This window comes from Saccharopolyspora sp. NPDC050389, from assembly GCF_040655595.1.
Taxonomy (GTDB): domain Bacteria; phylum Actinomycetota; class Actinomycetes; order Mycobacteriales; family Pseudonocardiaceae; genus Saccharopolyspora.
Genome location: NZ_JBFAKG010000048.1, coordinates 47402 through 68768 on the forward strand (window position 1 = coordinate 47402; position 21367 = coordinate 68768).

Here is a 21367-nt window from a genome sequence, read left to right on the forward strand (position 1 = left end):
ATGTCCAGGGTGTGAGCATGGGTGGTTGGATGCGCTGCTGCCGCATTTGGCCGGCGTGGTGGTCGAGCGAGTCGAGCGGACCGGGTCTGGCGTGCTGGTCTGGGCTCATGTCAGAGCGGAGGAGGGGGTCTGCCCGTCCTGTGGCCGCCGGTCGCGCCGGACTCACAGCCGGTATGACCGCGCGCTGGCCGATTGCCCTGTGGCGGGCGAGCAGGTGGTGCTGCGGTTACGGGTGCGCCGGTTCTTCTGCGATGGCCAGGACTGTCGAGTTGGGACATTCGCTGAGCAGGTCGACGGTCTGACCGTCAAGCACGCGCGCCGGACCTCGTTGTGCCGCAAGGCGTTGGAGCAGGTCGGGCTTGCTTTGGCCGGACGGGCCGGGTCGCGGCTTGCGGCCCGGCTGGGGTTTGCGGTTGGTTGGAATACCTTGTTGCGCTTGGTGCGCGCGCTGCCCGATCCGGAGGTCGGGACGGTGGAGGTGCTCGGTGTCGACGACTTCTCGATCAAGCGTGGTCGGAAGTACGCGACTTTGCTGATCGACGCGGTCAGCCACCGCCGCGTCGACGTGCTGCCCGACCGCAAGGCGGAGACCTTGGCGGAATGGCTGCGCGAGCATCCAGGTGTCCAGGTCGTGTGCCGCGACGGCTCTGCTGCCTACGCTGAGGCCATCCGACAAGGGGCTCCGACGGCGGTCCAGGCCAGCGACCGGTGGCATTTGTGGCACGGCCTGGCCGCGGCGGTGGAGAAGTGCGTGGTCGCCCACGCGGCCTGCTGGAACACCACGCCCCGCCCCGCGGGCTCGGCGCTGGCCGCGCGCACCCGCGAGCGGCACGCCGCCGTCCACAGCCTGCTCGCCCAGGGCGTCGGGTTATTGGAGTGTTCTCGACGCCTGGGCTGGTCACTGAACACGGTCAAGCGCTACGCCCGCGCCGATCGTGTGGAGGAACTGCTGCGCCCACCACAATATGGCGCCTGCCTGGTCGACGCCCACCGCGACCTGGTCCGCCGCCGTCTGGCCGAGAAGACCCCGGTCACCCGGATCCTGGCCGCTGAATCAACCGCTGCCACGGCTCGATCACGTCCTCCGGGTGCGTGGGTTGGCGCAGTTCGATGAGTTGATGCCAGCGCGATTCGGGGAGGTCGTCGGTGTGGTCGATCGCCTCCAGCCACGCCTGGTCCAGTTCGCCTTCGTCGAGCAGCACTCCAACGAGGTGGTCGGCGAACGCGGGCTGCTTCGTCGCGGCGTGGTGCAGGCGCTTGAGCGCTTCGTCTCGCAGGCTGCTCCAGTCTCCGGTGCGTTCTGCGGTGCGGCGTAGGTCTCGGTAGTGGGATGCGGTCGGGCGCTGGTCGAAAAGCTGCCACCGCAGGGCGAGTGCTTCATCGGCCGCGCCGCGCTCAAGCAGCAAGTCCACGTAGAGATCGCGAAGCTTGCCCTGGTCGATCGGGTTACCGATCCCGAGCCCACGCTGCGCCCACTGCTCGGCGTCCGAGGCGCGCCCGGCATATCGGAGCACGTCAACGATCTTGAGGTACTGGGAGGCGGCGTAGAGATCTTCGGCCAGCACAGCGACGTAATGGTCGACGTCTCCGGTCAGCTCGGCCAGTTGCTCGCGCAAGATGCGGATTCCGAACGGCGTCCTGCCGAATTCAGGCTCCGCTACCTTGGCACGTTCGTCGACGATCCTCGCCAGTTCGGCGCGGCCCTTCTGGCCGAGTGCAGCGGCGTAATCGCGCAGCTCGAAGTCCGGCCAGCCCGGCCCATCCAGACGAAGCTTGGCCAGCCAAGCCGCCAGCCGCTTGGGCTCGGGCGACGCCGCCGCGCAGGCGCGCGCGTACACGGTCATCAGCGCGTGGAGATCGTCGCCGACGATGCCAGACGAGTCGTGCAGGTACATCAACGCCGTTGTGACCAGGTCGACCGCACGACGGGCGAGGGAAGGTACGGATGCCGGCTCGGTTTCGATCAACGCCTCACACTCGGCGGCGACCTCCCGAACCCGCTGCGAGTACTCCCGTCGCCCATGCTGTGGGTGCGTCCGGCGATTGCGCCGCAGGCCGTCGATCAACCGACGAACCCGCTCCACTTCTGCACTGACCACGTCGCCATTCAACACCGACACACCGAAGGTCTCGCACGGTGACTACCCTGACGTCGCGACGGCGAACACGTGGAGGACCAGCGATGAGTCTGGCGGGCCGATGGCGGATCGTGGAGATGGACGCGTGGGACCGTGATGACATCGACCTCATCGAACCTGGCTTCATCGAGTTCGCCGAGGACGGGACCGGGCAGTTCGGGTTCATCGCAGTCCACGGCTGGATGGACTGCCGCTCGACCAAGCGCGACGGCCAGCCCTACGTCGAGTTCAGCTGGGAAGGCGACGACGAAGGCGATCAGGTCAGCGGGCGCGGCTGGGCCACCCTGGCCGCCGACGACACGCTCGAAGGGCACCTGTTCATCCACATGGGAGACGACTCAGGTTTCCGCGCGGCACCGTTCGCCAGAGCCGATCCAAGTGATCGGCGATGAGCGAATATCCAGCACTACGAGTTACTCGCAGTCGACCGTCCGCTCGAAACGCATCAACAGACCGAGGTGCGGTCGCCGTCCATCGCCACGCAGTTTACAACGACGACTACAACGAACACCGACCATTAGGCAGGCGTTCCGTGGCACCGACAGCGCGCGCTGAAAACGGACCATTTTAGGACCATTGATCTTGAAACCGGCACCAAAAAGAAGAAGCCCAGGTCTGTGACCTGGGCTTTTGCTCCTCCGACTGGACTCGAACCAGTAACCCTTCGGTTAACTGACTGGTTAGTCCCCCAGTCGCCCTCGGTCGATCTAGCTGGGATATTTGCGATTGCTCACGTCTTGATTCGCCCACATTCGCCCCCAATCGGCGACGATTCTGCACCATAAATGCACCCTCGTTCGTGATCTTGCCACTGAGCCGGCCGGCCAACCCCTTGGCCGTATTGCACAACCCGGCACGTTGTTCTCGGCACGGGAGCGGGCCACGCCGCAGAGCACCTACACGGCCTCGGCGGCGTCGAACCAACAAGGCGTCCGGAAGGCGGTACTGACGGCGCTCAGGTGAATCTCCCCAGACCTGCTCACTGAAATTCCCCACCCGCGTGGCTCCGCCGAGACGGGCGGGGCTCCCTCAAGGCTGGTGGTCTCTGACCACTCACCAGCTCGAAGGAGCCCCACGTCTCCATGCTCACACGGGAGGAAGACATCGACGCGCACGCCCTGTCCGCCCGGGGCTGGACGATCTCCGCGATCGCCCGCCATCTGGGCCGGGACCGCAAGACCATCCGCGCCTACCTCAACGGCGACCGTCAACCCGGGGTTCGTGCCTGCACGACGCCGGATCCGTTCGAGCCGTTCGCGATCTACTGCGCGGCGCGGCTGGCCGAGGACCCGCACTTGTGGGCCACCACGCTCTACGACGAGCTGCTCGAGCTGGGCTACGGGTTCTCGTATCCGACGCTGACCCGCCAGCTGCGCATCCGTAGCCTGCGCCCGGCGTGTGAGCCGTGCCGACCGGCGACGGGGCGGGCGGTCGCGGTGATCGAGCACCCGCCCGGTGAGGAGACCCAGTGGGACTGGGTCGATCTGCCCGACCCGCCCGCGCACTGGGGGTGGGGCAGATGCGCCCACCTGCTGGTGGGGGGCGCTGTCGCACTCGAGCCGGTGGCGCGGCAGGCTGTGTCCGTCGATGGATCAGCCGCACCTGATCGACGCCCTGGACCGGGTCACCCGCGCGCTGGGCGGGTGCACGGATGCGTGGCGGTTCGACCGGATGGCCACCGTGATCAACCCCGACACCGGGCGGGTGCAGGCCTCCTTTGCCGCCGTCGCCAAGCACTACGGTGTGCAGGTGCGGGCGTGTCCACCGCGACGAGGCAACCGCAAAGGTGTGGTGGAGAAGGCCAATCACGTTGCTGCGCAACGTTTCTGGCGCACCCTGCCCGACGACGTCACGCCCGAGCAGGCCCAGCAGATGCTCGATACCTGGTGCGCCAAGCGCGGCGACACCCGGCTGCGTCCCACCTCCGACGGGAAGGCTTCGGTGGTCACCGTCGCGGCGGCCGAGCCGCTGCGTCCAGCGCCGGCCGCGCCGTTCCCGGCCACCCTGTCGGTGACCCGAGTGGTGTCGGCCCAGGCACTGGTGTCCTTCCGCGGCAACCGCTACAGCGTCGCCCCGGAACTGGCCGGAGCCGCCGTCGCCGTCATCCTCCGGCTCGGCGCCAGCCACCTCGACATCGCCACCGAGACCGGGACGGTCATCGCCCGCCACACCCTGGCACCCGAGGGAGCAGGCGCCATGGTCCGCGACCACGGACACGTGCTCGCCCTCGAACACGCCGCCATCACCGCCGCCACCTCCGCTCGGCCGCACCGCAGCAAGCAGCGCATCCCACCCGGACCGGCCGCCCGCGCCGCCGCCGACACCTTGCGCACCCGCACCAGCGGCAGCCCGACCACGCCCGGCGCCGTCGGCGCGGAGGTTGTCATCGATCTCGCCCGCTACGCCGCGGCAGCCGCCGCCCGCACCACCCTGCCCCCGGCCGCCCCGGCCGGCGACAAGTAACACAGAGAGACAGGAAAACCCAGTGACAGCAACAAAAATCACCACCGCCACCGACGAGACGACCCCGACAACCGCCAGCCAGGCCAGCCTCTACCAGCAGCTACGCGGCCATCTGGCCACGTTGAAGCTGCACGCCGCCGCCGAGGCGCTGCCCGGGGTCCTCGAGCAAGCCACCGCCGAAGACCTCACCCCCACCGCCACACTCGAACGCCTCTTCGGCATCGAGGTGTCCGCGACCGAGGCCCGCCGCCTGGCGGGCCGGCTCCGCTTCGCCTCGCTACCCACCCCGGCCACCCTGGAGGACTTCGACTACGACACCGCCCCCGCCGTCGACCCCAAGCTCATCAACGAGCTGGCGACCTGCCGCTACATCGAATCCGCCACCAATGTCCTGCTCATCGGTCAACCCGGCGTCGGCAAAACCCACCTCGCCGTCGGGTTGGCACGCAAAGCCGCCGAGGCCGGCTACCGCACCTACTTCACCACCGCCGCCGACCTCGCCGCCCGCTGCCACCGCGCCGCGATCGAGGGCCGCTGGGCCACCACCATGCGCTTCTTCAACGGCCCATCCCTGTTGGTGATCGATGAACTGGGCTACCTGCCGCTGCCCGCTGAGGCCGCCTCCGCACTGTTTCAGGTTGTCTCCCAACGATATTTGAAGACCTCCATCGTGCTGACCAGCAACCGCGGCGTCGCCTCCTGGGGCGAGATCCTCGGCGACACCACCGTCGCCGCCGCCCTACTCGACCGACTCCTGCACCGCTCCGTCGTGCTCACCCTCGAAGGAGACTCCTACCGGCTACGCGACCACCAAGCCCGCACCGACACCCTCCGCCAAGCCACCACCGGCACCCGGCAACCGCTACGCTAACCACCACCCCCGAGTGGGGAATTTCAGCGAGCAACTCTGGCCAAGATCATTAAGCGGCGTCAGTACACCCTGCCCAAAGTCGGCGAAACGCCCAGGATCAACCGAAAAGGTCATCCGCACTGCCCTTCGGCGCTCAGTGATCAGCGGGATAATCTTGGTTATGCCGAAATCGCCGCGCGTCGTGCTCGCCTCATTCGGTCCCGACCAGTTCGCAACACTCCACTCCACATGCGAACGAGCCGGATTCGTGCCGGTTTCCTACGCTTACTCCCGCTCCAAGAGACCGCGGCAGCAGAGTTCTCCGAACTCCGGGAGGATTGTCGGAGAAGTTCTCGATGCCATTCCACCCCGCATGGACCTGTTGCCCCCCGGCAGCTCCGACGGCCTACCGCGCGGACATCAACGACCCGCTCACCGAGTTGTTCGAGGTCCTCGTCAGCACCGGCATGCCAAAAGGAGAAGCCCCCACCCTGCACTGGACAGATGTCCGCATCGACGCCCGTGTCGTGTTCGTCCGCCACACACTGTCCAATGAAGGCACGCAGCCGATCGGTCTTCGGGTCCAGCCACCGGAAGAACGCCGCGCCCATCATGCCCGCAGTCGGTCTTGCCGTCGCCGCGGTAGCTGGCCGCGGCGTGATAGACGGTGCGGCCGGGAATGTAGAGCAACCGCTGCTCGTGGTTGACCAGCAGCGCCAGCAGCAGCGCTGCGCCTCCGCTGTTGAGATCGATCGCCCAGGTTGCGGCGTCGTTGTCGGCGACCCCACAAAGTCGCCCAGCTCATCCTCGAAGTCGGCGAGGACGGGGCTGCGTTTGGTCTTCTCGATCAGCCTGACCAATCCGCGTAGCCAGCTAGGACAGATAAGCCGACTACGCGCCGTCCGCTGTCTTTGTGGCTCCGCCGTGCTTCGTGACCCGCGGGCGGCAACGAATGCGTACGGCCTCGTGAGTGAACGCTGGGTCGGTGGCCTTGCTTGCCCACACGAATGCCTCGCCTGGCTTCAGCCGCGCCATCTGGTCGGATCTAAGGGAAGAGAGCGCGGCGTTGGCCTTCTGCAGGTGCTTGAGCCACGCGGGAGAAGTGAACTTGTGAAGGATGACATGGTCGGAAAGTTCGATGAGAGAGATCGGAACGGAGGGTGGGTCCTGGCTGGCGACCAGGATGCTCATGCCCTTATGGCGCATCTCTCGGACCGTTTCCACTAGTCCGGCAACCAGATCTGGGCTGTCGATGTACTTGTGGGCCTCGTCGAAGACGGCAAGTTTGTTGAAGTGCTCGCCGCCATCGTTGGCTTCTGCGAACAGCTGCATCAGGACGACGAACAGACCAAGCGCTTCGTCCTTCTCGATGAACTCGTCGCGCAGATCGACGATGATCAGTCTGCCGGGCCGGACCAAGCTGCTCAGCCGTGTGGTGTCGTCGATGTACTCAGAGGCGAGGTTGAGCCGTTCTTGCGCCAGCCGCTTCAGATGGTCGGATAGTTCGGAATCCTCTACACCCTGGCGAATAGCTGCCAAGTTCAAGTTGTCACGGTGAGCTCGCATGATGCGAGTGAGCTGGCGGATGTAGACGGATTGGTTGCCGACAGCCCCCATAAGGAAACGCCAGTGTGCGGCCTGCAGTTCGTTCGACGCAAAGGTGAGGGGTTGCACCTCGATGCCTGGGTACTGGGCGCGCCGCTCCGAAAGCTGTGCTGCCGGTACGAGGAGCAGGACGTCCCGAAGAGCTTTGGGCTGCGCGCCGTAGCGCTCCTTGAGCATTCGGAGCTGCGTCTCATCGTCGTTCGGGTGCGCCATAGACGTGAATTCTGGCGCGTAGTCCTGTGTCTGGCTGTAATGGAATACCACGGTCGCGAGTGGATGCGGTAGCTCGTTCACCGGGGGTGCTGCGAGTGAGGCCATTTCCATGATACTGCCCAGGGTGTAGCTCTTGCCGCCGCCTTGGACGCCGAACAGGCTGATGGTGTGAGTCTCGTTGAGGTCAAGGGCGATGGTGCGGCCAGCGATGTCGCCAAGCACGCCATACTGCGGGGACGGACGCATGACACCGAGGAACGCGTCGGGAGTGACCTCGGTAACTGCTCGGGGCGGATCGGCCATCGGAGTGTCGCGAAACTCCGCAGACGATGACTCGGGATCCGGCCTTGCCTCTTGCTGTAGAGACTCGCTCGGCTCGGCTGACGGGATCGGCGGCTGGGAACCAGGATCGGCACACGCAGTGACCGCTTCAGGTACTGACTCCGCAGTTTCTGATGCGGCAGGTACCTCTTGGTCCGATACTGGCGGGGTAGGTGTGTCTTCGGTCTCTGGCGCGCGGAACGCGGCATCGGCGATCCTGGGCACGGTCAGATCGAGCTGCGACAGGGTGGCAGCGGGATCACCGCCGCTGCTGTCGGGCACGTCACCGGACGGTTCAAGGTCCTGACTCTGTGGCTGGACCCTGTTTTGGACGGTCGGGATCGCGTCGATGAGTTCCTTGATCAGGTCTCGGCCGATGCGGTGAAACTCGACGGCGTGGTCAAGCTCGCGGTCGGTACCTGACCGGGCGAGATCGAAGATCAGTCCGCTGCGGGTGAACTGCAGTGTGTAGCCGTCATCTAGGCTGTCCAGAAGGCGATGCGCCGCCGCGTAGGGGACCTCACTCATCGTGCCGTGGCGGAAGGCCCGTGTCAGGTAGAAGCGGAGCATGGAGTTGAGCGCGAGGTTTTTCACGCTGCGGTCGACACGATCCGGAGTGCTGAGATGCGGGTCAAAGGCAGCTGTGAGGACATCCTGGCTGCGCTCCAACTGTTGAGCGATCTTCGTCTTTAGCTGTTGGTAGGCGCCAATGCCGTTCAAGGCTGTATAGCACTTGACCTCAACCAACCGGCAAGTGATCGTCTTGTGTCGTTCGTCGAGGTGGAACAGAGCGAGGTCACTGCGGTGGAAGGAGAGGGATTCCCCCAGTTCTCGTGCCTGGTGGCGAACTTCTCGATATAGCTCGGGGTGTGCGTCCAAGGGGACGACGATCTGGTTGGTGAGTACTCCTTGGTAGTCAAGGTAAAGCCGGGCGAGTGAGAGGCCGAGGACCTCCATACGCTGGGTTGGACTGGCAGACGCCAGTTTGAAGGCCAGGTTCCCCGATAGCAGCCGCAACTGGTCGAAGAACGTGTGGAGATGATGTTGGTCGACGTCCAGGTCGTGGTCCTGGGCAACCGGGCCGAGCAGGGCACGCAGCTCGTCCACGGACTTGGAGCTGACCATAATCTGGTGCCCTAGAGTGCCGCCCGTCTGTGGCGCGTAGTCGATGACGTACTCGGGGCGTCCGTCACTGGCAGAGTGATCGAAGTACTCAAGCCCCAAGGTACGGTCGACGGTGACGACCCAGTCGCTGACCTGGTGGGCGTGGTACAGCAAGGCGCGGTCCGCGGTCTCCAGTGCAAGCACGCTGCAAGGGACATGCCGGAGGGCTTGGCCGGCGGTGGCTACAGCCGCAGCAGCCGAGGCTATGAGCGCGGGGAGTTGGCCGAGCAGCATGGTGAGGTCTTCGGCGTCATCCAGAGTCGGTGCTTCGCCATGCCTGGGGAACTTGCGCCACGCAACCTGCTGCTCGTTCTCGACATATTGCGACGCCATCGCCTGTACTAGGCCGTGGACCGGCGCGTACGCGATGTTCTGGTGTTGAGTGGAGCTGAGCTGCTCGCCACCGAAGGCGTCGATGAGGACGGTGAGGTGTGCTTCGAATTCACTTGGCTTGGCGATGAATTCGTCCACCGCTCGGACAGAAAATGCCAACTTGGCATTAAGCGTACCTCCTGAGGGATTGAGGAACGCTTCTGCCTCGGCAGCCGAAACCTGTGCCTCAGCGCGCAGCAGCTCAGCGAGCGCCTCTCCGGCTTCCGGGGACTCCGGATCGTCAACGCACAGCCGCAGGTCGAAGCGGAGAGACCGCGTCGCATCCCGTCGCTGGAGTTCTAGCAGCATGTCGGCGAGCAGTTCGGCGCGACCTGCGTTCACCACGTTCATGACGAGGGTGTGCACGTATGGGTGCAAGCGCACATAGCGCTCCACGCGGTCCGCGAGGTGTCCACCGGATAGGCCCGTCGCCCCGGCTCCGGTGTTAGAGGTCGTGGCCGGCAACCGCAGTGCCGTGGCCAGCTGGCCAAGCAGACCGCGCGGGTCTTCCACCTCGCTGGGGAGATAAGCGCCCCAGTAGGGAGTGAGGTTCTCGGCAGCCATCAGAAGGCGCCCGTCCCGCCGCGGCACCGCGAAGGGAAAACCCAGCGAGGACAGCTCATCTAGCAGTGAGCTGCGAGCTGCGATGATTTGGCGCTGCTCAGCCCCTGCCAGCCGGGTAATCCAGTCGGTTCCCAAAGCCGACCACGTCGCGAGCCACAGAGCGCGCAGTGGGTGCGTCGGAGAGACAAGCAGAACGTGGCGGCGCTGCCCGAGACCATCCTTGAGTGTCACTGCCACGCAATCGATCTGCAGCAGCTGGGCGAGGCGGATGAGAACCTGGCCTCGCTCCGTGTCCGTGGACCGTTCCAGGTGATGCAGCTGCGCTGCGATGAGTTCGGTGTACGCCTCCGCATACGCAGCGAGTTCGGTTCGGACCGCCGAGAAGTCGACTGCCTCGGTGACCAGAAAGTTCTCATCCGTTGGCTGATCGTGAACGCCACGGAGCACAGAGAAGTACGCATGCCGCGCGGCGAGAAAGGCGTCAAAGGCTTCGGCACTCCGGCCGGTCAGTGCCGCTACCAACCCGTCATCGGCATCCAACATCGGTTCGCCCGCGCCCGTCGGTCCCAAGCTCAGTTGCCACAGCCCTGGCCGGTCCGCTGCCGCAAGGATCTGCTGCTGAACAGCGGTAAGAGTGGGGGAAAGACGGATGTCAACCTGCCCAGCGGTGCTGATCCGGGCACTGAGCGCCCTTTGCTGAGCGCGGCCGGAACCAACCTTCCACCGCACTTCACCGAGCGCGACCCGCGTCGGATCATCGCCGTTCCCCAACGCCTGAAACTGGAGATCGCACAGGGCCTGGGCGACGCCCTCGTACAGGCCGGCACTGCGCTCCGGAGGCTCCTCCGTCTCCGCGTCGGGTACGACATAGAACCGCTCGCTCTCACCACCCGGCATGCCGTCACTTCGCGGCTCGACATCGAGAGGCTGCGCATGGTCATCGAGCGGCGTGACGGTGACGTAGTGCCAGCCCTCATCCCAGTCGATCTTCGCGAGCTTGCGCAGCGCCGTCTTGTACTCCGTCTTGGCGGTCTTCCCTACCGATACATGTGTGCTACGGCCGATCGGCCCGGACTTATCCGAGGCGATCTCCACACGGAACCGGGCGAGCCCCTCCACTTTGCGGGGGGCCGGCTGGACGATGAAACGGGCGATGAGTTCATTGACGCCCTTCGGCCCAGCCAGCAGGTAGGGCTGGCCAGCTATAGCTGACAGTGACGGGTAGGCAGCAAGATCGTTGGGCACGTCACCAGCACGTGGCAACTCGAGTTCCTGCATGTCGATGGAGACCGACGGGCGTCGCCGGTCATCGAGGTGCCAGTTACTGAAGGAGAGCGACCAATTCTCCCGGTCAACGACGATGCGCCGCGTCCACGCGACGCGGTCCTCTAGCCCGCAGCGGGCTGCGAAGCCAGCCAGACGGTTGGTGAAATTCGGGTCGGTGAGCCCGAGTTCCAGTACCCTATGGCGTTCTGAGCGCGTGGGCTCACTCAGCTTGTCGACGAGATCACGATTGCGGGCCGCCCGCTCGCGTACCTCGCCCGACTCAGCAAACAGCTCGAAGTCCGGAATCAAGCCGAAGTGGAAAACCGCAGCCCCGGCAGCCTGACTCTCAAAACCATTAGTCTTGAGTGTGAGCAGGTAAGCGGCACGTGCCCGGTCGGTCGTACGCTGGTCGGAGATTTCGCCGAGGAATACGAACAACTCCTCCACACTGGTCCGCAATGTGGCAGGCACCTCGTCCAGCAACCGCGCGGTGAGAAGGCCGTAACTGCCGCCGAGGGAAATTTCCTCGAAGGTCGCGATGCCAAAGGAGTCCTCGGCGCTGGCCCTGAGCCCCGGTGGCACGAAGACAAGCAGGGGGCCGGGATCGCCCACGGTCTGGGGCTGTTCAGTGCGGTTACGCAGCTCTACCAGTTTGGTACTGGTCACTGTGACATCCCGCAGTTCGCTGCCTTCCTCGGTGTCTTGCGCCGGTCCCAGCAGGCACACTTCAGCACTCGTGCCGTTGGCACTCCTGAGTCTGCGCACCAGACGCGCCGCAAGCGCGGCGTCCACCTCGGTCACCCGCATACAGTGGCCCGCGGCCCTAGCGGCGAGCAGACCTGCGAGGTGGGGAACCAGCACGCTCTCCAGTGCGTCTCGCAGGTCCGCAGCGTCCGGCTCGGTCAGTCCGACGGTGCTCACCGGACCACCTCCACATTGGATGCCGTACCCATGGAGTAGCGAGGAGTAATGGTCTGCGTCAGATAGGCGTCCGACATGTCCTGGTAGTAGCCGATCTCGCGGAGACGGTTGAGAAAAGCGGCCGAATTCGCCCGCAGAGCAGCCTGATCGTCCAGGTCGGCACCCACGAAGCCGTCGGTGTCAGGCAGCTGATCGATGTACAGGCCGTACCGTTCACGCAGTACGGCCAAGAACTCGTCGATTCGCATCGGCGAAGTCGACAGGTTCCCGTCCGGGCCTGGGCGTAGCAGGGAGATCTGCAGCAGTATTTCCAGCAGTTGCGCGTCGAGCACGAAGCGGCGCTCGCGCCGAGGGCCGCGCGGCTGGGCCAGCAGTGCGCCGGGGCGGTTCTTCAGCAGCAGCGAGTCCAGGCAATCGACGATGTATCCGCGGTGGTAGCGGCTTTTGTAGTGCAACAGCATCTCGATGTACTCGTCGAACGGGCTCAGACCCAGGTCCACAATCTGTCGCACTTCTGCGGGCAGCTCGGTCTCGTCGTCCAGTACTCCGTTCACCCGCTGGGCGAAGAAGTTGTCGCGCTCGCTCTTGTGGGGCTTGCCCAGCAGAGCCAGTGTCTCGGCAACCGAGAAATACGAACGCCCCGGAGGAGCGGAAAGCTTGCGGCGCTTGGCCACCAGGTGTTCGGCGAACTCATCCAGCTTCTTCACTTCGAACGTGGCTTTAACGAACAGCTGGATGCGGCCGTACCACACGTCGGCGCTGTGTTCTGCGAGGCCGGCTGCCGTGGTGCCGGGAACCCCCTCAACGTCCACGAAGAGACGGACCCGGTAGGGGCATTGATGGGCAGCGTCCGCGCTTATGTGCCCGCTCGCGCACGAGGGGTCGACGGCGCCCACGTCAACCGCCTTCGGCAGCAGCTTGATCATCCGCAGATGGTAGAGAGCCAGATGGAAGGCGAATAGCACCTTCAAGTACTCGACGAGGACCGTACGGGGCATGTGCTCCTGGTGGTAGAGCAGCCGCATGACATCCTCTGCGAGCAGCCTCGCAGGCTCCCGGCACAACGGTGGATACGGCCTGCGGGGCTTGCTCGTGTCCGGCCTGTCCTCGACTTTGCCGTACGCCTTGCTGACCAGGTGCAGCAGTGCCTGCGTCTCCACGTCGGTGTCCGGACCAGGCTTGATCACCCCAGTGGTCCGGTCCACGTCGGAGAAGAAGAACGATTGCAGCTCCTGCAACACCCCCGGCGTCTCGGCGAGCATCTCGTAGAGCTGTTCATCTGCCCCATACGGGCGGGACTTGCGGCTGTTGCGGAAACGGTAAGTGAAACCGTGCAGCGGACGGGGTCCTGCCACCGCTTCGTTCGCCCGGCCCCGGTTGACCAGGTCCATCAGATGCGTGCTCGCCCAGCGGGTCGTCGTGTCCCGGTCAAAGCCCTCGAACACATCAGGATTGGCCAGGAAGAGATCCACGAAATCGTCGACGGTCAGGTCCCCGGCGCGGCTGAGTTTACTCGGCAGACCGCGGTGCCAAAGGCGCGCCAGAAACGCGGTCAGAACTCGGTCCATATGGAGGGTCTTGTAGTCGAGGTGGCTGACCCCGGGATGGTGGAACTTACCGTGCACACTGGTCAGCGCCATGCATCCTCCTCCAGCCCACCACCGGACACAGTGGACAAATCCGCCATGTGTAGCGCATGATCCGAAGTGCGGCGAATCCGGCGCAGATCGTGTCCATGGGCAGTAAGCAACACTTCCTGGTAAGGAACCGAAGCCAACCGATTTTTGAACACAGTGAGGGCGAGTTGCTGTCCCTGCATGTCGGCAACGCCGGGTCGGTACCCTTGGGCAAAGCGCTGGAGCAGTTCGAACAGGTCGAGCCGGATGGTGAGTTCGGCCTTGGCACCTGGGCGGCCACCAGGATCCTCGTAGCGCAATCGCAGAGCCGTCCGGCTGCCTTCAACGTACGCCGACGCCGGGGCGTCCCCCGGTTCCAGGGTGAAGCCTGCTGCGGGGAACAGCCGGAAGCTGCGCACCGTACCTTGCGGCACCTCCCGCAGCTTCAGCGCCAAAAACTCACCGATCCGGTCCTGCGCGGCCAGCCCTTCTCCCCTGTTCAACGCATATAGCACTTCATCTCGGGCCGTTGCGGCTGCCGTCGGCGAGGTGAGCAGATGAAGAAAACGCAGTGCAGAGGGATAAGGCAGCATGCGCTCGGCGCGACCGTCGTCACGCAGCTCGAAGTAGAGAAGTCTCCGGGCTGCGTCCAGATAGCGCCGGTGCGCGAGGACGTCATCCGACAACGCTGAGGTGGATCGCGCCAACTGCGCGAACTGCGTGGCGATCAGCTGCCGATCTCGGTCTGAGCGGCCATCGACAGCTACCAAGGCGCGATCGTCGATGAGCCCGGCGTAGTCGAGTCGCCGGTCCAGCTGTGGCTGCGGTGCTGCGGCGACGTCCGTCTCTCTCAACAGCCGAAGCAGCCGGTCCTGCTCTCTGGGCCGACCGTCAGGGGCGGACGGGGCGCCCAGGTACGCCGAGAAGTAGTAGCTGTCGAGCAGGGGCTGCGCATCACCGGCGGCGTGCAAAGCGTGGATTTCCTCGCAGTCCCGCCCCGAAGTGAGCATGTACGCGAGGGCAGAACGCAGATCGCGCAGGGTGATATGGAGACGGCCGCGTAGCTGGGTGAGCTCGTACGCCCGCCGCAGTCGGCTCCTGATCTGTGGTCCCGCGTCGGGGTGACGGAACGTCTGGGCGTTGTGCCGCGCGTAGCAGATGTCAGCGATATCGCAGGAAGCGCAATCCTCCCAGAAACGTTCGTGCGTCATCCGCTCCAGCATGCGCTCCATGATCGATTCGTCGTCGCGAGGGTTGCCGTCCGCATCGACTGGGCGGACTGACACATCACGCGCATTGAGGTTGACCACAGCGACCGCGTCCCCGGTCACGCCACCGGCCAGGCCGATATTGGCTAGCTTGGACAGGAGCGGGAAACGCTCACGGCGGTGGCTGAGGAAATCCACCAGGCGTCCCTCATTCACCGCGATCAGGCGGGTCTCTTCCAGCTGCGTCCAGTCGGATGCGTCTCCACCCTCGTACAGCGCGAAGAAATCCTCCAAGACCTCGTCACTGGCGACATCGGCCTCGTCCTGGCTACCGTCATGGTTGGTCCGAAAACGATGCCCGTTCAGAGTGAAATCACTGCCGTTGACGCGATCCGGGCCAAACTTGGCGCCGAGGTCGCGTGCCTGAGCTTCGAAGCGCTCCAAGAACGCCGTCTTTCCATCACCCGCGTTGCCGGTGACGATGACCAACGCGTGTCGACCCGCTGTCAACGCTGGAACCAGTTCGCGGTCGAGGGCTGTTTCGACGTACACCTGCATACCCTGTGGATCGAGGCCACGGGTACCCCGATTGCTGCGATGGTTCTGGCTGTAGAGCGTCTGCAAGTGGGCAACGTACGGGTTGGAGTTCGGTGCGGGCTCGGCGAACGGGAGCGCTGCAGAAGCACCGGACAAGATGTCGTCCGGTGGCTCGACGGGCTGTGCTATGGCCACGCGGGCGCTCTCGAGTGCCTCCAGGGCTGTCAGCAGGTCTTCGGCAGAGGTGAAACGCTCAGCGCGATACGGCGAGATGGCCCTCAGCAAGATTTCCACCAGCACCGGTGCCAGATCGCCGAAGCCAATGAAGGCGGTACGCGGGTCAAGAGCGCGCACGCCGGGCGGCGGCTGACTCACGTGTCCCCACGGATACTGTCCGGCGGTCAGCGCCTCATACATCGTGACGCCCAGTGCGAACAGATCACGGTCGGCGAAACCGCTGCCGTCGGCCGGTACTTCATCCAGGTCGGGTGGGCTATAACGGGGACTGGTGTGGGTGTGCCCCTCCGAGGAGTCCGCGGTCTTGGCGATCCCGAAGTCGATGAGCTTCACCCCATCGTCGGTCCACAGCAGGTTGCTGGGCTTGATGTCGCAGTGCCACACCCCGAGCTGGTGGATGTGTGCGAGTCCGCGGGCCGTGTCTATCCCGAGGCGCACTACGTCGGCCGGGCCGAGCCGACCGTCGCGAATCACCTCCCCGACGTCCTTACCTTCGACGAACTCGAAGACCAAATACGGGTACGTGTCCGGCGCCGGCAGTCGGTCGGCATCCACCATCACCACCACATTGGAATGCGGCGCGCTGTCGAGGCGCTCCAGCACACTCGCCTCACGGCGCAGCCGTTCCAGCGGCGAATCCCGGTCGTGCAGAACAAGCTTCACCGCTCGGTCGACATTCCTTATCGTGTCATACACCCGGTAGGCGACACCGAAGGATCCCGGACGGCCCAGCCGGTTGCGCACGACGTACTTCGTACCGATCTGGAAGTCAGCCGGGAGATTCTTGAAGAACGAGGGGTCCCGAGGGCCGTCCGCTGCTGCGGGCGTCTGAGACGGAGGGGCGGGCGGTCCTGGCGGCCCCGCAGAGCCCAGACGTTTCTTTGGAGTGCTCTGCGCCCCGAGCGCGAGCTCCAGCCTTCGCAGTGCCTCGACCGCCGTCGGCCGTTGAGCGGGGTCAGTGGCGCACAACGTCTGCAGCCAGTGCACAAGTTCGGTACGCACACCGGCGGCTGCGAGCTCGCTGGCTGGCAGCCGCCCACCCGCATTCGCCTGTTCCGTAGCGGACGAGAAAGGGAGATGACCGGTAAGCAGCTCGAATCCGATGACCCCCACCGCGTAGATGTCAGAGGCCGTTCCCATCTTCGCTGGATCGGCGTGGCACTCGGGCGCCAGGTAAGCCACCTCGGCGGCGGCATGGGCCTGACGCACCACGGTGTGGCCGCGTTGCTGTGCTGTCTTCGCATAGTCGAAGCCTGTCAGCACGGCTCGGCCATCCTGCGTGATCAAAATTGTGGACGGACTTAGCTCGCGGTGCGCGATTCGGCGATTGTGTGCGTGTGCCAGGCCTAGGAGAGTTTGACGGAGGATGCGCATCTTGGCATCCGCGGTAAGCGGATCGTTGGAGCCGTTACCCAGATGAAGCCGCAAGGCATGGCCTGGAACATCGTCGTAGACAGTGACGAAGGCACTATCGTCTTCGAGCCCGAAGAAGTCCCGCACACCGACGATATGCGGATGCGGCGGCAGCTTGCCGAGTGCCTCGTAAGCGATCCCGATCTGCTTCTGCAGCGTTTCCCGGTCTGCGGCAGGAGCGTACGGGTCCGCGGCGCGCACGGACAACCGTACCGTGCCCGATCCCTGCACGGCGTGGGCGTTTTTCGCTCGGTACTCGTCCAGTACATCGATGCCAGGTGCGCGTTGCGACTCGCTGAGCCGTTCGATCACCTCCCAGCTCCCGAACCGGAGCGGACCTGACGGCGCACGCGAGTTGCCTTGGACGGTCGTGACGATGGTCGCGTGGTGGGCTGAGATATCCGCATCCACAGGGCGAGTCGTCACCGGAACGCGGCTCACGTCGGCGAGGCGACCGATCAGCTCAGGCAGCGTCACGGTCGCTTTCCGGTCTCGCTGGTCCGGCGTGCGGTCAATCAACGCGGCGTCGGATGCAGGAAGCACGACAAGCGCGTTCGTGTAGACGCGGGACAGCTGCGGATGCGCGTTCTGCAGGATGCTTTTCAGCTTCTTGGCGTGGCCGCGAAGTTTGGGGAGCGGGCTATAGAAAGAGCCTCGCCGGGCGGGATGCCAGCGGCCGCCCTCGACCTCGATGCGGCCCCGTGTCCCTTTGACGTCGATGACATAAACGGCATGCCCAGTGACGACGACAAGATCGATCTCGAACAGCTCGTCGCGCTGCGGGATCTCGACAGAGTGCAGGACCGTCCAGTCCTCTCGGCCGTGATCACGCAGATGCGCGATCACCCGCCGCTCGGCATCGTTGACGGCTTCCCCAACGGCAACGATCCTGGCACCCATCAGACAGCGGCCTCCTTCTTGGTGGCTGCGGCTTCCTCGATGGCTTTGGTCAGCAGGGCAAGCGCTTGATCTTCAAGGGCGTCGGCGCGGTCGCGGTTGCGGTAGGCGCGGCGGACTGTTTCGGCGATGCGGTGGCGGTCTTCGGGAGCGGCGAGCGGGATAGGAATCCCAGCACGCAGAGTTTCGTGGATGTCCTGTTGCTTGCCTCCTACGCTCATCGAACGGAGCAAACGGAACGCAGCCTCGGAGCGGAGAAACGCGAAGAGATACGCGCCGGGAACCTCAGCATCGGCGCTGACGACACGCAAGAAGTGCTGCGTGTAAACGTAATTCAACCAGCTTCCAGTCACGAAGAGAGGGCGACAGAAGACCTCGTTCTCGCCCAAAGTCCCCTGAGCCGCGATCATGACTGTTTCATCCTGCGCAAAGATACCGTGCGGGGCTTGCTCAGCACTGATCCATCGGCCCTCGGGTCGCAGCCAGAAGCCTTGTCGCTGACCCACGAGCTGTACCCCGTGTTCCGGGTCAGTGTCGATGCGTTTAAAGCGCACCCCCGACCCCAATTGGCCCCCAGCACAGATCTCGCCCAGTGTCTTGCTGGGCACCGAGCCAAGCTTCTCAATAAGCCGCTGCGCGCGTGGGGCGAAGTTCAGCGCCCTCAGCGAGGTCGGCCCGACCCCCTCCACCTCAAACCCGAGGTCCCGCTCCTGCTGATGCCACCGCAGGTCGATCAACTCAGGCAGACCAACGCTCGTGAAGAAGTCCTCCGTCGCGGCGACCAACGCGGCCTGGAAGCGTGCGCGCAGCCGCGCGCTGATCTCCGCCATGCGGTGGATCCGCTTCTCCAACTCCGCATCGAATCGCGGTACAGGCAAGTCGGCAATGTGGTCGGGCTCGATATGCTGGATGATCGCCCCGTATGCGGAACTAGCGATCATCGGGACACCATAGCGACTTCGGAGGAATGTGTACAAGTAACCTGAAGGGATTTTCTTAGAATTCGGCACCACCCGGAGGACGTGCTCGCTGCAGGCGAATCCGTCGACATCAGGCCGTGCATATGCAATGCGCCCGACCGTTCCCGATCTAGTGATAAGTGTCCAACCTGGCTCGATGAGCAGTCGGGGATTCTCCGCAGCCGCGTTCTTGGCAACAAGCGGAAGGTAGGAGAAGTCGACTTCCAGGATGTCCGTACTCGAAAAGAAAGGGATCCCGTGATCGGGATCCTGGACCCACCGGCGACTGAACCGTCCAGCATGAAAGATCCCCGCCGTGACGTTCTCCAACGTCATTGTATTTGGCAACCGCTCCAGCAGCATCCGTGCTTCGAGCGCCCCCGACAGATAAGGCGCCGGATCCAACCTGAACCCTTGATCAGTGAGCCACTTCGACGTGACCGGATTGGTAAGGCTGACGACCTTCACTCACAGCCCCCCGAATCCGCCTTCGCCGCGCGCGGGTCGATGCCTGGCATCGGGTACTTCGCCCGGAATTCGCGGTACCTCTCGGCGATGATCGGCAGGTCGTTATCGGGGACCTCCCGGCTCCGCTTCAATTCCCGAACTTCTTCCTTCCCGTTGATTCGGATCCGCTCGCGCTCGACCGTAACCTCCATAACTACGTTACCGTTCGGGTAGCGCTTGTATAGCTCGTTGCCGCGCCGGTCGAAGCCAACCTTCTCGGCAACGGCCATGAACACCGGGTAGGGCTTCTCAGTGCCCATGCGGTGGTTGCGCACCTCTTGCGCGGTCTTTTTCTTGAGGAAGAGCAAGGTGGTCAGGATGTTGACGTTTGCGTCGACGATGAAGGTTTCCACCGGCAGCTCGACGCTGCCGAGAATCCAGCACTGCTCCAAGATGTAGCGACGGATCGCCTCATCCGTCGGACCGGGGTTGGACAGGATGCCGTTAGGCAGGACGATACCGATACGGCCACCGGGCTTGACCCACTCGATGGCCCGCTGGATGAACAACTGCTCGGGCGCCATACTCGCCGGCTTGCTCGTGGTGCTCTCCACGAGCTCTCCGGTGACCTTGTCGCGGCCCCAATACTTGGCGACACCGTCACGGAATGAGCCCAGTACCGATTCGTCACTGATCGGGATATCCGCGCCGAACGGCGGGTTGGTGAGCAGCACGTCCACAACCTCACCGAACGGGATCTTTGCCTTCGCCGGCTCCACACCCGACAGATGCCCGCGAGGGAAGGCGAGCGAGTCCATGTGGAAGACGTTCCCGGTGGTGTCAGCCAACGTCATGATGTTCATGGTGGTAGCTCGCACCAGGAACGGGTCGAAATCCGCACCGAACAAGTGCGTATCGGCGTACGCGCGCAGCTTGTCCCGGAACCGCTCCTGCTGCTCGGGAGTGTCCGGGAAGTCGTACGTCCCTTCCTTCTTCTGCCAGGTGTGGTGCAGGTGGTTGAGCGTCGCCTGGAGGAAGCCGCCGGTACCGCAGGTCGGGTCCAGTACGGTTTCGTCCTCCTTCGGATTGAGGATCTCCACCATCAGCTGCACGGCACCGCGCGGAGTGAAGTACTGGCCCCGGTCGCCACGCAGGTTGGCGCCTACCAGTTCCTGATAGGCAATGCCCTTGGCGTCGACGTCGGTACCACTGAGGTCATACGGAGCGAGCTCACCGACGATGAATGCCAATGCCCGGTCGGACAGAGTGATCTCATCGGTGGGCCGGAACACGTTGATCTTGGCGTATTCTGCCTTGACCTCCTCGAAGAGACTCTCAATCCGCTTGCGGATCTCCTTCCGGCCCTCTTCGGTGAACGGCTCTGTCATGTCGGTCCGGAACCGAGCACGGCCGGTGCCGCGGCTCTTGCGCTCGTCGTACATCTTCGCGAAAAGCAGGTAGAGGAACTGCCAGAACGCGGCGTCCTTCGGCATGCCCTCATTGCCGTGGATGTAGTTGTGACAGCGACGGAAGGTCGTCTTCAGCATCTCCGGCTCGGCCCGGCGCAGCCGCTGATGAGAGGCGACAGTACGGCTACCAACACTCTCCGGTGCCACGTCCCAGTCACTGCGGTGCTCGTATGTGGCGCCGAACTTATTGGCGATCTTCCTGAGGAAGAAGAAGTCGACCCCGTCGGTCCACATGCCGTCGACGCACTCGGGACGGTTCTCCGCGCCAAGGAGGTCCTTGAGATCCTGGAGGTCCTTCTCGGCTTGCTCGGGCTCGCGGAGCTTGACGACGTTCTTGCCGCGCTTGGGCTCAGGCTTGCAGACCACCACCCGGCGCAGATTCTCCTCGATATGCGCCGTGTCATGCGCGAAGATCGCGATGTCCGCCTTCTTCTTCCGCGCACGCGCACCGTCAGTGCTCACCGTGATCGGGAAGTCACGCTCCATATCACCAGGCGAGATCCCGTGTTCGTGGAAAAGAGCTCGCGCAATGCGCTGGCGAACCTTCTCCTTCGGGGTGTCCTTGACTGGGGTGTTCGTGATGTAGTCGACGATCTCGCCCTCGCCGAGGGCGGTGACCTGGGGCTGGGTAGCCGCCTCCGGGGACGCCTCCACATCCACAGGGCGCGGGATCTCCAGATCCAAGGTCAGCTCCTCCAACACGATGA

At 64.5% G+C, this 21367-nt stretch carries 10 protein-coding genes and 1 pseudogene; 4 read left to right on the forward strand and 7 right to left on the reverse strand.

From position 1 onward, the window contains the following. Positions 1-25 precede the first annotated feature (25 nt). Positions 26-1114 carry an ISL3 family transposase gene (locus tag AB0I53_RS28390; RefSeq protein ID WP_358609294.1) on the forward strand — a complete coding sequence of 363 codons (1089 nt, stop codon included), beginning with the start codon at positions 26-28 and terminating at the stop codon, positions 1112-1114. Here the strand turns inward: AB0I53_RS28390 and AB0I53_RS28395 are convergent. Next, positions 1032-2099 (reverse strand): DUF6880 family protein, encoded by a 1068-nt coding sequence (locus AB0I53_RS28395; RefSeq protein ID WP_358609297.1) that lies wholly within the window; start codon positions 2097-2099, stop codon positions 1032-1034. The two genes, AB0I53_RS28390 and AB0I53_RS28395, sit on opposite strands and share 83 nt — an antisense overlap. A gap of 83 nt (positions 2100-2182) precedes the next feature. On the opposite strand from AB0I53_RS28395, the gene AB0I53_RS28400 reads away from it, so the two are divergent. From AB0I53_RS28400 to istB, 3 genes are all read left to right on the forward strand, one after another. Further along, positions 2183-2530, forward strand: a complete 348-nt coding sequence (locus AB0I53_RS28400) for a hypothetical protein (RefSeq protein WP_358609300.1) — start codon at positions 2183-2185, stop codon at positions 2528-2530. Positions 2531-3725: 1195 nt separating this feature from the next. Then, entirely contained in the window at positions 3726-4601 is an 876-nt protein-coding gene (locus AB0I53_RS28405; protein ID WP_358609303.1) for a transposase, read from the forward strand. A 22-nt stretch (positions 4602-4623) separates the two neighbouring features. Further along, positions 4624-5472 carry an IS21-like element helper ATPase IstB gene (gene istB / locus AB0I53_RS28410; RefSeq protein WP_358609306.1) on the forward strand — a complete coding sequence of 283 codons (849 nt, stop codon included), beginning with the start codon at positions 4624-4626 and terminating at the stop codon, positions 5470-5472. 600 nt (positions 5473-6072) lie between these two features. Here istB and AB0I53_RS28415 read toward each other — a convergent pair. From AB0I53_RS28415 to AB0I53_RS28440, 6 genes and pseudogenes are all read right to left on the reverse strand, one after another. Further along, positions 6073-6216: pseudogene (locus AB0I53_RS28415) on the reverse strand (transposase); the annotation flags it as partial. Between the two features lie 126 nt (positions 6217-6342). Then, complete coding sequence (locus tag AB0I53_RS28420; protein ID WP_358609309.1) at positions 6343-11877, reverse strand: hypothetical protein; 5535 nt, start codon at positions 11875-11877, stop codon at positions 6343-6345. Then, positions 11874-13517, reverse strand: coding sequence for a hypothetical protein (locus tag AB0I53_RS28425; protein ID WP_358609312.1), 1644 nt, complete (start codon positions 13515-13517; stop codon positions 11874-11876). The genes AB0I53_RS28420 and AB0I53_RS28425 overlap by 4 nt, the downstream gene beginning before the upstream one ends. Next, positions 13508-17788: a protein kinase gene (locus tag AB0I53_RS28430; RefSeq protein ID WP_358609315.1), complete on the reverse strand. Its 4281-nt coding sequence runs from the start codon at positions 17786-17788 to the stop codon at positions 13508-13510. The genes AB0I53_RS28425 and AB0I53_RS28430 overlap by 10 nt, the downstream gene beginning before the upstream one ends. Next, positions 17788-19212 carry a hypothetical protein gene (locus AB0I53_RS28435; protein WP_358609318.1) on the reverse strand — a complete coding sequence of 475 codons (1425 nt, stop codon included), beginning with the start codon at positions 19210-19212 and terminating at the stop codon, positions 17788-17790. The genes AB0I53_RS28430 and AB0I53_RS28435 overlap by 1 nt, the downstream gene beginning before the upstream one ends. Then, a complete protein-coding gene (locus AB0I53_RS28440) occupies positions 19209-21344 on the reverse strand; it encodes an N-6 DNA methylase (protein ID WP_358609321.1) in 2136 nt (711 codons plus the stop codon). The genes AB0I53_RS28435 and AB0I53_RS28440 overlap by 4 nt, the downstream gene beginning before the upstream one ends. Positions 21345-21367 lie beyond the last annotated feature (23 nt).

Excerpts from the sequence above, each read along its gene's own strand:
- AB0I53_RS28405 (WP_358609303.1), top strand. The coding sequence starts at position 3,726 with ATGGATCAGCCGCACCTGATCGACGCCCTGGACCGGGTCACCCGCGCG.
- AB0I53_RS28400 (WP_358609300.1), top strand. The coding sequence starts at position 2,183 with ATGAGTCTGGCGGGCCGATGGCGGATCGTGGAGATGGACGCGTGGGAC.
- AB0I53_RS28430 (WP_358609315.1), bottom strand. The coding sequence starts at position 17,788 with ATGGGTGCCAGGATCGTTGCCGTTGGGGAAGCCGTCAACGATGCCGAG.
- AB0I53_RS28425 (WP_358609312.1), bottom strand. The coding sequence starts at position 13,517 with ATGGCGCTGACCAGTGTGCACGGTAAGTTCCACCATCCCGGGGTCAGC.